This window comes from Pseudomonas sp. P105 (assembly GCF_032614175.1).
Lineage (GTDB): Bacteria > Pseudomonadota > Gammaproteobacteria > Pseudomonadales > Pseudomonadaceae > Aquipseudomonas > Aquipseudomonas rhizophila.
On the sequence record NZ_CP126693.1, the window covers coordinates 3,135,555 to 3,148,203 of the forward strand.

Here is a 12,649-nt window from a genome sequence, read left to right on the forward strand (position 1 = left end):
GTCGTCAGCTAGCCCGCCAAATAAGGAATGGCGGTAATAATGCTTGGCTGGCTACGCAATACGGTGCTGGTCATGCCTGGAAATTAGCCTGCCGCTGGCTGGCAAGTCAATGGGCACTGTTGCGAATCACTTGAGCCCGACTTTATAGAGCGCCCCATCGTCATCATCTGTCAGTACGTACAGGAAACCATCCGGCCCCTGGCGCACGTCGCGGATGCGCTCGCCAAGCTCACCCAGCAGGCGTTCTTCGTGCACGACCTTGTCACCCTCCAGTTCCAGGCGGATCAGATTCCGGGACACCAGCGCACCGATGAACACGCTGTGTTGCCAGGCCTTGAAGCGGTCACTGTCATAGAACGCCATGCCGCTCAGCCCGGGTGACACTTCCCATACATGAAAAGGGCCAAGCGTGCCTTCGGCGGTCTTGCCGCCGGCTTCCGGGATCGGCGCCCCAGAGTAGTTGATGCCGTGAGTCGCCAGCGGCCAGCCGTAATTTTTGCTGCGTTCGATGATATTCAGCTCATCGCCGCCCCTGGGACCGTGCTCGTTCTCCCACAACGTACCGTTCCAGGGATTGAGCGCCGCCCCTTGGGGGTTGCGAACGCCGTAGGACCAGATCTCGGGGCGTACGTTTGCCTGACCGACAAACGGATTATCGTCCGGCACCTTGCCGTCGGGGTAGATGCGCACGATCTTGCCCTGGAGCTTGTCCAGGTCCTGGGCCGTGGGCCGCTCGTTGTTTTCCCCCAGGGTGATGAACAGATAGCCGTCCCGGTCGAACACCAGGCGCGACCCAAAGTGGTTCCCGGTGGAAAGCTTGGGCTGCTGGCGGAAAATCACATTGAAATTCTTCAGGCTCTGCAGGTCTTCGGACAATTGCCCACGGCCCACGGCGGTGCCTGCCTTGCCGTCATCGCCGGCCTCGGCGTAAGACAGGTAGACCGTGCGGTCCTGCTTGAAGTCCGGCGACAGCACGACGTCCAGCAAACCGCCCTGGCCTCTGGCCCAGACCTCAGGTACGCCGTTCAATGGTGCCGAGAGCTGGCCGTCAGGGCTGACCCGACGCAGGTTGCCCGCTCGCTCTGTCACCAACATGCCCTGTTGATCAGGCAGGAAAGCCACGGACCAGGGATGTTCGAGCCCCTTGACCACGGTGGTCACCTCCACCGTGCCCTCCTCGCTCTTGAGTTGCCGGCTTTGCGCGGCAGACGCCGGGGTGGCGAGAGTCAGTACAGCGCTGGCGCAGAATGCGGCCAGGAGTGTTTTACGCAACATGCACACTTCCTTCTGTGGTGTGAATAAAGACTGCCAGGGCTCGGCACTCAGCGAATGTCGTTTGAGGTGTCCCTCGGCGGTGGATTGGGCTTGATGGTAGGCCGTGGCGAGCCGGCAGGCTGACCGGAACGGGGATACCCGTTGCCGATACCGCCATTTTCCAGCGTGGGTGGCCGGGGAACGGGAACGGTCGGGTTGTTATGGATCATCGGCACGTTGGGCCGGGTGCCCTGCATGCTGTTGGGATTGGCCCGGCGGATCGGGCTGTTATAGGGATTGTTGTTACCTGGCAGGTTCTGGGCCAGGACCATGGCCCCGCAGTCGGGCGTTGCCGAGTGGGCGGCGGTGGTCAGCAACAGCGTCATGAGAGCGAGTAGCAGCCTGTTCATCGGAGCACCTCTTGGATTCAGGCATATCGAAAGCACGCTACGCCGCCGGTTCGCCGTTGTTAAGGGAAATGTCCGTCCGAAGATGTAACCAAGCGTCTCGAAGGCAATGCGGGGCGGTCAACCGGCGCTCCATGGAAACTTTTGCGAACGCCGCAAGGTCACCTGAATGACTCATTCATCGGCAAGGAAACCCCTCCATGGCACGGGCAATCTGGAAAGGCGCAATCAGCTTCGGACTGGTCCACATTCCTGTGGCGCTGGTGTCGGCCACGTCCTCCCAGGGGGTGGATTTCGACTGGCTGGACAAGCGCAGCATGGACCCGGTTGGCTATAAGCGAGTGAACAAGGTCACCGGCAAGGAGGTGACCAAGGAAAATATCGTCAAGGGTGTGCAATACCAGAAGGGCCAATACGTCCTGCTGAGCGAAGAGGAGATTCGCTCTGCCCACCCCAAGTCCACCCAGACCATCGATATTTTTTCTTTCGTCGACAGCGACAAAATTCCCCTGCAAAACATCGACACGCCCTACTTCCTGGCGCCAGACAAACGCGGCGGCAAGGTCTACGCCCTGCTGCGCGAAACCCTGATCAAGACCAACAAGGTGGCGCTGGCCCATGTCGTGCTGCATACCCGCCAGCATCTGGCAGCGCTGATGCCGCTGGAGTCTGCGCTGGTGCTGGTGATGCTGCGCTGGCCCGCCGAAGTGCGCGAACTCGACATCCTGGAACTGGGCGATGAAGTCATCAAGCCAACCCTGGCCAAGGGGGAGCTGGAAATGGCCAAGCGGCTGGTGCAGGACATGAGCGCCGATTGGGAACCGCAAGAGTACCGGGACAGCTTCGAAGACAAGATCATGGAACTGGTGGAGAAAAAGGCCAAAGAAGGCCGCCTGGAGGCGGTGGAAACCGATCCGGGTGAAGAGCAACGCAAGAGCGCCGATGTCATCGACCTTACCGAACTGCTCAAACGCAGCCTGGGCGGCAAGGGCAAGGCGCCAGAAAAGCCTGCCGGAAAAACCGCTGCAAAGCCCGCAAAGACCAGCAAGTCCGCTCCCGCGAAAAAAGCCACCAAGGCCTCCCGGGGCTAATCCCCGGGCGCCAGCAATACAAGGGAATCCGTCATGGCCAAGGCCGAGAGTGAATACGCCCGTTTGTCCGGTGCCGAGCCGGAGCACAAGCACAGCCGCAAGCGCACCCGGCAGAGCCAGACCGGTAGCAGTGCCCTTCCCGAGCGCTTGTTGCCGCAACGCGCCACCCCCGTTGAGCAGCCCCCGGCCGGTGAATGGCGTTATGAAGTCCAGTTCGATGGCTATCGCCTGATGGCCCGCATTGAAGCGGGTCAAGTGCGATTGCTCAGCCGCAATCAACAGGACTGGACCGACCGACTGCAATTGCACGCCGATGCGTTGTCTGAGCTGAATCTGGGTGACAGCTGGCTCGACGGCGGCCTCGTTTCGCTCGATAACGACGGCCACTCTGACTTTGTGGCCCTGCGACAGTCGTTCGAGATTGGCCGCACGGTAGACCTGGTGTACGTCCTGTTTGATGCGCCTTTTTTAAATGGCGTCGATCTGCGCCAGGCGCCGGTTGAAAAACGCCGGGCAGCCCTCAAGAAGGCGCTGAAGAACAATGCCAGCAAGCGCCTGCGCTTCTCTGAGTCGTTTTCCGCCAACCAGCACGACATTTTTGAAAGTGCCAACGCCCTCGCACTCGATGGCGTGATCGGCAAACGCCTGGGCAGCCCCTATGTGTCGCGCCGCAGCGCCGACTGGATCAAACTCAAGTGCCGTCTGCGCCAGCCGTTCGTGATCGTCGGCTTCACCCGCCCCAAAGGTCGGCGCAATGGTTTCGGTGCACTGTTGCTGGCGGTCAACGGGCCCGAGGGATTGATGTATGCCGGCCGTGTCGGCACAGGGTTCGCACAAGCCCGGCTCAAACAACTGCACGAGCAACTCTGTAGCCTGGAGCGGGACGATTCGCCACTGGTCGCACCGGTCAGCAGCGCGCAAAGCCGCGGCGTGCATTGGGTAGAGCCAACCGAGGTCTGTGAAGTCGAGTTCGCTGATTGGACCCGCGACGGCCTGGTGCGCCAGGCGGTGTTCCTGGATCTACAGAACGACATACCGGCAAGCAAGGTTGTGCGTCAGCAGCCAGTTCCGATAAAACCCCTGTCCGCCAAAACCACGCCTCGCGGCAAAGCCCGTAGCGTACAGGTCTCAGGGGTGGAGATTTCCCACCCTGAGCGCGTCATCGACAGTGTCAGCGGCGTGCAGAAAGTCGAACTGGCGCAGTACTACGAGGACATCGCTCCCTGGATTCTGCCGCACCTGAAGCAGCGCCCGGTTGCCCTGCTCAGGGCGCCAGAGGGAATCGGCGAAGAGCAGTTCTTTCAGAAACACGCCGATCGCCTGGACATTCCCCACATCAAACAGCTGGATCCGCGACTGGATCCCGGGCATGCCGCGCTGATGGAAATCGACAGTGTGCAGTCGCTGGTCAGCGCGGCCCAAATGGGCACGGTGGAGTTGCACACATGGGCCGCCACGCATGATCGGATCGAGACGCCGGACCTGTTCGTTCTTGATCTGGACCCCGACCCGTCGCTGCCCTGGAGCGCGATGATCGAGGCGACTCGCCTGACCCTCTCGGTGCTCGACGAACTGGGTTTGCAGGCCTTCCTCAAAACCAGCGGAGGCAAAGGCATGCATGTCATCGTGCCGCTGGCGCGCAGTGAAGGCTGGGACATTACCAAGGCTTTCGCCAAGGCCATCTCCCTGTTCATGACCCGGCAGATGCCGCAGCGGATCACCGCGACCATGGGGCCGAAGAATCGTGTCGGGAAGATATTTGTCGACTACCTGCGTAACGCCCGGGGCGCCAGCACCGTCAGCGCCTATTCCGTGCGCGCTCGGCCAGGTCTGCCGGTATCCGTGCCGATTGCCCGGGCCGAGCTTGACGGTCTGCGTAACGCCCAGCAGTGGGACATCTATACGGCCCTGGAACGGGCCAGAAACCTGGGCGCCGATCCTTGGGAGGGGTACAACCATCGCCAGCGAATCACGGCCAGGATGTGGGAGCAACTGGATGCGCAAAAACCTGGGGAATGACGCAGGTACGGAGAGTCACCCGCTCATATCCAGATGAAGACCGCCAGCAGACCGCCGAAGAACGCCCACTTCTGCAAGTAATACAGCTTGCGGTTGCGCTTCTTCAGCGCCTTGCCTTGCAGGCGAATCCTGTAAAGCCTGGAAAACGCCCGGTTCAGGCCGCCGGTTTTGTCTCCGGCGTCATTGGGCGCTCCGGCGGCCGCCATCACGGTGCGGCTGAACCAGCGGTTGAAGGCACTGGCCCAGCGAAATCTCATGGGGCGTTCCACGTCGCAAAAGAGAATGATGCGATTGTGAGGCGTGGTGTTCTGGGCGTAATGAATGAACGTCTCGTCGAATATCACCGCCTCGCCATCACGCCAATGGTAATGCTCACCATCGACATTGATGTAGCAGCCGGCATCGTTGGGCGTTTCCAGACCCAGGTGATACCGGTAGGACCCGGCATACGGGTCGCGATGACGAACCAGCTTGGAGCCCGGTGGCAGTTCGGCGAACATCGCCGCCTTGATTGAACCGATGCTCTGCACCAGTTCAGTGGTGCGCGGACACAGCTTCATGGCCGAGGGATGACTGTCGGCGTACCACTTCAGGTAGAAACGCTTCCAGCCGGTCTTGAAGAACGAATTGAAGCCCACATCGTCGTACTGGTTGGAACGCTTGATCTCCCCCGCTCGCAGCAAATTCAGGCCTTCGGCACGGATCTCCTGCCAATGGGCCTGCAACGGGCTCAGGTCGGGAAACTGCGCCGGGTTCAGGAAAGGCTTGTTGGGCAGTTTCGAGCATAGGTAAAGCAGGCAGTTGATCGGCGCAAGGAAGGACGAGTGGTCGCTCAACTGGCGTCCGAGCTTGTGCCGAACGCGCCCGCGCAGGTGCACATAACCGATAGAGAGAAGATAGATCGCGGCAATGATGAGTTTCACAGTATCCGCACACATCAAAAGTGGACAGGCTGCCACTTCCCGCACAGCCGAACAGCGTGGGGAATGGCGTAAGTGAGACGGCAATTTAGCCACAACTCGTAACCAAAGGTTATCCCTGCGTTGTGAAAAACTGTCTTGCCTGGGTTACACCCTATCGTTAACGCGGCCAGATCAGTACAATTGCCGCCAAACATTACGCGCCCCCTTTTTGGCCGATACCGGATTCCGGCTTCGGCGTACGTCTATTTGGGTCAAGCGCTCCGTATGCTGCTGTCCTCTTATGCCGGATGGACCCTTGCGCTTGCGACCGCGAAGCTTTCGCGCGGTCGGGACCTGCGCAAACAGGTACTGAACAGGTACTGCCGCACCCTTAGCTACTCTGAATGTTCCGCAGGATAAACCTTTGATCTCTACAGCTAACATCACGATGCAGTTCGGCGCCAAGCCACTGTTCGAAAACGTCTCTGTCAAGTTCGGCGCGGGTAACCGCTACGGTCTGATTGGCGCCAACGGTTGCGGCAAGTCGACCTTCATGAAGATCCTCGGCGGCGACCTCGAACCGTCCGGCGGCCAGGTCATGCTTGAGCCGAACGTGCGCCTGGGTAAATTGCGCCAGGACCAGTTCGCCTACGAAGAATTCACCGTGATCGACACCGTGATCATGGGCCACGAAGAGTTGTGGAAGGTCAAGGCCGAGCGCGACCGCATCTATTCGCTGCCGGAAATGACCGAAGAAGACGGCATGGCCGTGGCCGAGCTGGAAACCGAATTCGCCGAGATGGACGGCTACACCGCCGAGTCCCGTGCCGGTGAACTGCTGCTGGGCCTGGGAATTGGCATCGAGCAGCATTTCGGCCCGATGAGCGAAGTGTCGCCCGGCTGGAAACTGCGGGTACTGCTGGCCCAGGCGTTGTTCTCCGACCCGGAAGTGCTGCTGCTGGACGAGCCGACCAACCACCTGGATATCAACACCATCCGCTGGCTGGAAAACGTGCTGACCCAGCGTTCGAGCCTGATGATCATCATCTCCCACGACCGTCACTTCCTGAACAGTGTCTGCACCCACATGGCGGACCTGGACTACGGCGAGCTGCGCCTGTTCCCGGGCAACTACGACGAGTACATGACCGTGGCGACCCAGTCCCGCGAGCAACTGCTGTCGGACAACGCCAAGAAGAAAGCGCAAATTTCCGAACTGCAATCGTTCGTCAGCCGCTTCTCGGCCAACGCCTCGAAGGCCAAGCAAGCCACCTCCCGTGCCAAGCAGATCGACAAGATCCAATTGGCCGAGGTCAAGCCATCGAGCCGTGTCAGCCCGTTCATTCGCTTCGAACAGACCAAGAAGCTGCACCGTCAGGCGGTCATTGTCGAAGGCATGGCCAAAGGGTTTGACGGCAAGCCGTTGTTCAAGGACTTCAGCTTCACCGTCGAAGCCGGCGAGCGCGTGGCGATCATTGGCCCGAACGGCATCGGCAAGACCACGTTGCTGCGCACCCTGGTCAATGAACTGGAGCCGGACGCCGGTACTGTGAAATGGACCGACGCCGCGGAACTGGGTTACTACGCCCAGGACCACGCCCACGACTTCGAAGACGACGTCAACCTGTTCGACTGGATGGGCCAGTGGACCCAGGGCGGCGAACAACTGGTTCGTGGCACCTTGGGCCGCATGCTGTTTTCCAACGACGAGATCCTCAAGTCGGTCAAAGTCATTTCCGGTGGTGAACAGGGTCGCATGCTGTTCGGCAAGCTGATCCTGCAAAAGCCGAACGTGCTGGTGATGGACGAACCGACCAACCACTTGGACATGGAATCCATCGAGGCGCTGAACCTGGCGCTGGAAAACTACCCGGGCACGCTGATCTTCGTCAGCCACGACCGTGAGTTCGTATCGTCCCTGGCCACCCGCATCATCGAGTTGAGCGCCGATGGCGTGATCGACTTCAGCGGCACCTATGACGATTACCTGCGCAGCCAGGGTGTGCTGATTTAAGAGCAGCGTCGAGTTGTAAGCTTCAAGCTGCAAGTGAAAAGCCCTGTCCGTTGTGACGGGGCTTTTTGTTTTCAAGGTAGAACCGCTTGTGGGAGCACAGCTTGCTTGCGATTTGGCCGTTTCAGTCGACTTGGTATTGGCCGACCTACCGTCATCGCGAGCAGGCTCGCTCCCACAAGGAACCGATGTTCTTCCAAGCCCTGCGGCCAGTGTGGGAGCGAGCCTGCTCGCGATAGCGTCGGCACTATCACCACCCGGGCAAACCGTTAGCCTGCTTTCTTTTATTCCCGCCGCGCGCCATGATGAGCCCCTCTTACCGCTGCCCGCGAACGAGCCTCATGCCAACACACCCATCCACCCCCAGTTCCCTGTCGATCACCTGGCAGATCATCTCCATCGTCTTCTATACCTTCATCGCCTTTCTCTGCATCGGCCTGCCGATTGCCGTGTTGCCGGGCTATGTCCACGAACAGTTGGGCTTCAGTGCCGTGGTGGCCGGGCTGACCATCGGCTCCCAGTATCTGGCGACGCTGCTCAGTCGGCCCATGGCCGGGCGGCTGTCGGACAGTATCGGCACCAAGCGGGCGATCGTTTATGGGCTGTACGGGATCGTCCTCAGTGGTTTGCTGACGTTGCTTTCGACGCTGCTGCAAAGCTTTCCACTGCTGAGCCTGTTGATCCTGATCGCCGGGCGTTTGCTGCTCGGGGTGGCTCAGGGCCTGATTGGCGTGGGCACCATCAGTTGGTGCATGGGCCAGGTGGGGGTCGAACACACGGCCCGCTCGATCTCATGGAACGGCATCGCGTCTTATGGGGCCATTGCCATCGGCGCGCCGCTGGGAGTGGTAATGGTCAGTGAGCTGGGCTTTGTCAGCCTGGGGATCGCCTTGTCGCTGCTGGCCGGCGCGGCGCTGCTGTTGATACGCAACAAGCCATCGGTGCCGGTCATTCGTGGCGAGCGCCTGCCCTTTTGGGCGGTGTTCGGGCGTATTGCACCGTACGGGACGAGCCTGTGCCTGGCGTCGATCGGCTACGGTACGCTCACCACCTTCATCACGTTGTTTTATGTCAGTCGCGGCTGGACGGGTGCAGCCTGGTGCCTGACGGTGTTTGGCGTCTGTTTCATCCTGTCGCGCTTGTTGTTCATTTCCAGCATCGCCCGCTTCGGAGGCTTCAGGACGGCCATTGCCTGTATGTGTATAGAAACCCTGGGGCTGGTGTTGCTATGGCTGGCGCCTTCTACCGCGTTCGCGCTGATTGGCGCGGGGCTGGCCGGTTTCGGGCTGTCGCTGGTGTATCCGGCGTTGGGTGTGGAAGCCATCAAACAAGTACCGAATACCAGCCGTGGCGCAGGACTGAGCGCCTATGCGGTGTTCTTCGATCTGGCGCTGGCGATTGCCGGCCCCTTGATGGGCGCGGTGGCGTTGAATCTGGGGTATTCCTCGATCTTTTTCAGTGCGGCACTGCTGTCGATCATCGGACTGGGGCTGACTTTACTGCTGCGGCGCCGTACCGAAACAGCCGCTTATTGATCGACCTTGTGCAAACCCACCAGGCCGGTTCGCCCAGGCCTGGTGTTTTTTGCGCGGTCTTTAAGCTGCGGCGAATTGCTCGCTGATCTGCAGCTTGGCTTCGCTTATGGCTTTGCTGCGCATTTCGTCACCGTAAGCCAGGCCCTCGGCGCGAACGAACTCGATGTCGGTAATGCCGAGGAAACCGAACATGACCTTCAGATACTCCTCATGCGCCACGCCGCTTGGCTGGCCGGCATGCAGGCCACCAGAGGTGGAAACGATCACCAGTTTCTTGCCACCACACAGGCCTTCGGGGCCGGCTTCGGTGTAGCGGAAGGTTTGGCCGGCCACGGCGATACGGTCGATCCAGGCCTTGAGTTGAGTCGGAATGGTGAAGTTATACATCGGCGCTGCGATGACCACCGCGTCCGCCGCCAGGAATTCGGCCATGGTCGAGGCGCTGAGGTCAGTCTCGTGCTTCTGGGCGGCGTCGCGCAGTTCAGCGCTGGTGCCGGCGGCGATCAGGGTCTGGGCGGAAAAGTGGCTGATGGCATCGGCCGCCAGGTCGCGGTAGGTCACGACGACGTCCGCTTCGGCAGCTTTCCAGGCCTCAACCACGTCACGGCTCAGTTGGCGGGACGCGGAATTGTCGCCCAGGATGCTCGAGTCGATGTGCAACAGTTTCATATGAGTGCTCTCCAAGTGAGGATCGCGACCAAGCGATCAATTGAGAACAATCCTATCGATGAAGCCAATAGCCGATAAGTCAGTATTAATGCGATAGTTCGTTCCACTGACAGGACAATAGAACTCGATATGCAAGACCTCAATGATCTGTACTACTTCGCCAAAGTGGTCGAAGCCGGTGGTTTCGCCGCGGCCGGACGCCTGTTGGGTATTCCCAAGTCGCGGCTGTCACGGCGTATCGCTGAACTGGAAGAGCGCCTTGGCGCCCGACTGCTGCAACGTACCACCCGCCAGTTGAAGCTCACGGCCGTTGGCGAGCGTTATCTGCGCCATTGCCAAGCCATGCTGCTGGAAGCCGAGATGGCCGATGAAGCCGTGGCGAGCATGTCCACTGAGCCACGCGGGCGCCTGCGGGTTTCCAGTCCGGTGGGTTTGGCTCATCAGATGCTGGGCGGGGTGATCGCCAGCTTTCTGGAAAAATTCCCTCAAGTGCAGCTGGAAATGATGCTGGTCAATCGGCGGGTAGACCTGGTGAGCGAAGGCATCGACGTGGCATTGCGCGTGCGCGATCTGGGGGACGAAGACCCGCTGCTGATGACGCGACGGCTGCGTCAGGCGCGGCTGATCATGGTCGCCAGCCCAGCGTTCGTCGCAGGACGGCAGATCAATACCCCGGAGGATCTCAAGAAACTGCCGATACTCGGGGCGCTGGACGCCGATCGCCTGGTCCATCTGCGCCTGCTCAAGGCCAACGCAGAGCCCGTCGAACTGGCCCTGGAAGCCCGGCTGGGCATCGACGACTTCATTGTGCGCCGCGCCTGCGTCCTCGCCGGCCTGGGTTTCACCTTGTTGCCGAGCATGTATTGCGAGGAGGAACTGCAGGACGGCACACTGGTGGAATTGTTGCCCGAGTGGTCGCTGCCGGACGGCTGGCTGCAGGCAGTCTATCCGCATCGACGCGGCATGTTGCCAGCGGTGCGCGCGTGGATCGACCACTTGGTAGAAGCATTCGATGGCTGTGGAGATAGAAAAATATGAGCTTGAGCGAAGAGGATGTCGCGCAGTTCTGCCTGGGTTTGCCGGGCGCCAGGGAGGACTACAAATGGGGCGGCGTGCGGGTATTTTCCATTGCCGGCAACAAGATGTTCGCCCTGCAGAACCTGCGGGGCGAATCACTGGCGTTCAAGGTGGACAAGGATCTGTTCCTGGGGCATTGCGACCGCCCGGGGATCCACCCGGCGCCCTATCTGGCGCGGGCTCAGTGGGTCATCATGCAGACGCCCTACCCGCTGGGCGCCGATGAACTGCGTGGCCTGCTGCAGCGCTCCCACCAACTGGTGGTGAGCAAGCTGCCCAAGCGCACCCAGGTGGGTTTGCTGCTGTCGTGAAGCTCAGAAAAGCATCAGCAGATGACTGCCCAGGAATAACTGGTCGATCCAGAACACCTGGTGCAGCAACACGATGAACCAGAACACCACCTGAAACGACACCTTGCGAGTCTTGTGGCGAAACACTTGCTGAGCCAACAACGCCCCGGGCCAGCCCCCGGCCAGCTCCACGGCGTGCAATACGTTTTCCGGGGTGCGCCAGGCGTCAGCGCGGGCCTTGCGCTTGTCGCTCCAGTACAACAGAAACGCCACCACGCTGACGAGCCCGTAGGCCGTCAGCGGCACCCAGGACACCGCACGCAACCCGAGCAAAAGTGACCCGAGCAGCGGCAAGGCGCACACCAGCGCAAATACCACGAGCTTGAGCCGCAAACTCTGCACGGCTGGGCCCGGCTCACGGCCTGGACGGCTCATGGCTGGGCCGCCGTCCAGTCCACCCAACCGAATTGCCAGGTGGCCAGGATCAACAGGCCGAAAGCGATCCGGTACCAGGCAAATACGGCGTAACTGTGGCTGGCGATGAACAGCAACAAGCCCCTGACCGCGATCATGGCGAAAATGAACGCCGTGACGAAGCCGATGGCGAACACCGGAAAATCCGCCGGCACAAACAGCTCGCGATATTTATAGCCGGAGTAGACCGCCGCGCCGACCATGGTTGGCATCGCCAGGAAGAATGAAAACTCGGTCGCGGTCTTGCGCGACAGCCCGAACAGCAAGCCACCGATGATGGTCGAACCTGAGCGGGAGGTGCCGGGAATCATCGCAAGGCACTGGGCGAAGCCGACTTTTAGTGCATCCTTCCAGGTGATGTCGTCTACCGTTTCGGCGTGCACTGTGTGCTGGCGCTTCTCGGCCCAGAGCATCACGAAACCGCCCAGCACCAACGCCATGGCCACCGTGATCGGGTTGAACAGGTATTCATGGATCAGGTCTGCAAACAACACGCCCAATACCACAGCGGGCATGAAGGCAATCAGCAGGTTGGCCGTAAACCGACGAGCGCTGGGCTGGGTGCGCAAACCCAGTACCACGTCGAAGATCTTGCGCCGAAACTCCCACACCACCGCCAGGATCGCCCCGAGCTGGATGATGATGTTGAACGCCATCGCGCGCTCGCCGCCGAACTCGAGCAAGTCCGCGACAATGATCTGGTGCCCCGTACTGGAGATCGGCAGGAACTCCGTCAAGCCTTCTACCACGCCAAGAATCAGTGCCTGAAAGGCGGTCCACAAATCCATTCATCCCCCAAAAGACTATGCTTGCGCACGTCTCATCAAAATTTAAGCGTTATGCAGGTGTAAACAGCAGGCGCACGGTGACTGCGATTTCTCAAAAAAACCAATGAAAAAACCGGAACAGGCTCAGGTTTT

Annotated in this window: 12 protein-coding genes; 6 read left to right on the top strand and 6 right to left on the bottom strand. The window is 60.4% G+C overall.

Going from position 1 to position 12,649, the window contains the following annotated elements; all coding sequences use genetic code 11:
• Positions 1-126: 126 nt before the first annotated feature.
• Both QOM08_RS14110 and QOM08_RS14115 read right to left on the bottom strand, forming a co-directional pair.
• Complete coding sequence (locus QOM08_RS14110; protein ID WP_305468466.1) at positions 127-1,275, bottom strand: PQQ-dependent sugar dehydrogenase; 1,149 nt, start codon at positions 1,273-1,275, stop codon at positions 127-129.
• Positions 1,276-1,322: 47 nt separating this feature from the next.
• Complete coding sequence (locus QOM08_RS14115) at positions 1,323-1,664, bottom strand: hypothetical protein (protein WP_188250837.1); 342 nt, start codon at positions 1,662-1,664, stop codon at positions 1,323-1,325.
• A 197-nt stretch (positions 1,665-1,861) separates the two neighbouring features.
• On the opposite strand from QOM08_RS14115, the gene QOM08_RS14120 reads away from it, so the two are divergent.
• Together QOM08_RS14120 and ligD are read left to right on the top strand one after the other, a co-directional pair.
• Positions 1,862-2,752 (top strand): Ku protein, encoded by an 891-nt coding sequence (locus tag QOM08_RS14120; protein WP_076384587.1) that lies wholly within the window; start codon positions 1,862-1,864, stop codon positions 2,750-2,752.
• Between the two features lie 33 nt (positions 2,753-2,785).
• Positions 2,786-4,771, top strand: a complete 1,986-nt coding sequence (gene ligD, locus QOM08_RS14125; RefSeq protein WP_173406937.1) for a DNA ligase D — start codon at positions 2,786-2,788, stop codon at positions 4,769-4,771.
• A gap of 23 nt (positions 4,772-4,794) precedes the next feature.
• Here the strand turns inward: ligD and lpxO are convergent, their stop codons facing one another.
• Complete coding sequence (gene lpxO / locus QOM08_RS14130; RefSeq protein WP_076386642.1) at positions 4,795-5,694, bottom strand: lipid A hydroxylase LpxO; 900 nt, start codon at positions 5,692-5,694, stop codon at positions 4,795-4,797.
• A 403-nt stretch (positions 5,695-6,097) separates the two neighbouring features.
• Here lpxO and QOM08_RS14135 point away from each other — a divergent pair, with 403 nt between their 5' ends.
• On the top strand, positions 6,098-7,687 hold the full coding sequence (locus tag QOM08_RS14135; protein WP_076384583.1) for an ABC-F family ATPase: 1,590 nt from the start codon (positions 6,098-6,100) through the stop codon (positions 7,685-7,687).
• Positions 7,688-8,025: 338 nt separating this feature from the next.
• Positions 8,026-9,219 carry an MFS transporter gene (locus QOM08_RS14140; protein ID WP_047229121.1) on the top strand — a complete coding sequence of 398 codons (1,194 nt, stop codon included), beginning with the start codon at positions 8,026-8,028 and terminating at the stop codon, positions 9,217-9,219.
• A gap of 60 nt (positions 9,220-9,279) precedes the next feature.
• On the opposite strand, the gene QOM08_RS14145 is transcribed toward QOM08_RS14140, so the two are convergent.
• Positions 9,280-9,888, bottom strand: a complete 609-nt coding sequence (locus QOM08_RS14145) for an FMN-dependent NADH-azoreductase (RefSeq protein ID WP_047229122.1) — start codon at positions 9,886-9,888, stop codon at positions 9,280-9,282.
• A gap of 129 nt (positions 9,889-10,017) precedes the next feature.
• Between QOM08_RS14145 and QOM08_RS14150 the strand changes: the two genes are divergently transcribed.
• Entirely contained in the window at positions 10,018-10,926 is a 909-nt protein-coding gene (locus QOM08_RS14150; protein ID WP_316911771.1) for a LysR substrate-binding domain-containing protein, read from the top strand.
• The gene (locus QOM08_RS14155; RefSeq protein WP_047229124.1) at positions 10,923-11,276 is read left to right on the top strand and encodes an MmcQ/YjbR family DNA-binding protein; all 354 of its coding nucleotides are present in this window, start codon (positions 10,923-10,925) and stop codon (positions 11,274-11,276) included. The genes QOM08_RS14150 and QOM08_RS14155 overlap by 4 nt, the downstream gene beginning before the upstream one ends.
• Positions 11,277-11,279: 3 nt before the next feature.
• On the opposite strand, the gene QOM08_RS14160 is transcribed toward QOM08_RS14155, so the two are convergent.
• Both QOM08_RS14160 and QOM08_RS14165 read right to left on the bottom strand, forming a co-directional pair.
• The gene (locus QOM08_RS14160; protein ID WP_047229125.1) at positions 11,280-11,690 is read right to left on the bottom strand and encodes a DUF1294 domain-containing protein; all 411 of its coding nucleotides are present in this window, start codon (positions 11,688-11,690) and stop codon (positions 11,280-11,282) included.
• Positions 11,687-12,517, bottom strand: a complete 831-nt coding sequence (locus tag QOM08_RS14165) for an undecaprenyl-diphosphate phosphatase (protein WP_047229126.1) — start codon at positions 12,515-12,517, stop codon at positions 11,687-11,689. Before QOM08_RS14165 ends, QOM08_RS14160 begins: the two co-directional genes overlap by 4 nt.
• Between the last annotated feature and the right edge of the window lie 132 nt (positions 12,518-12,649).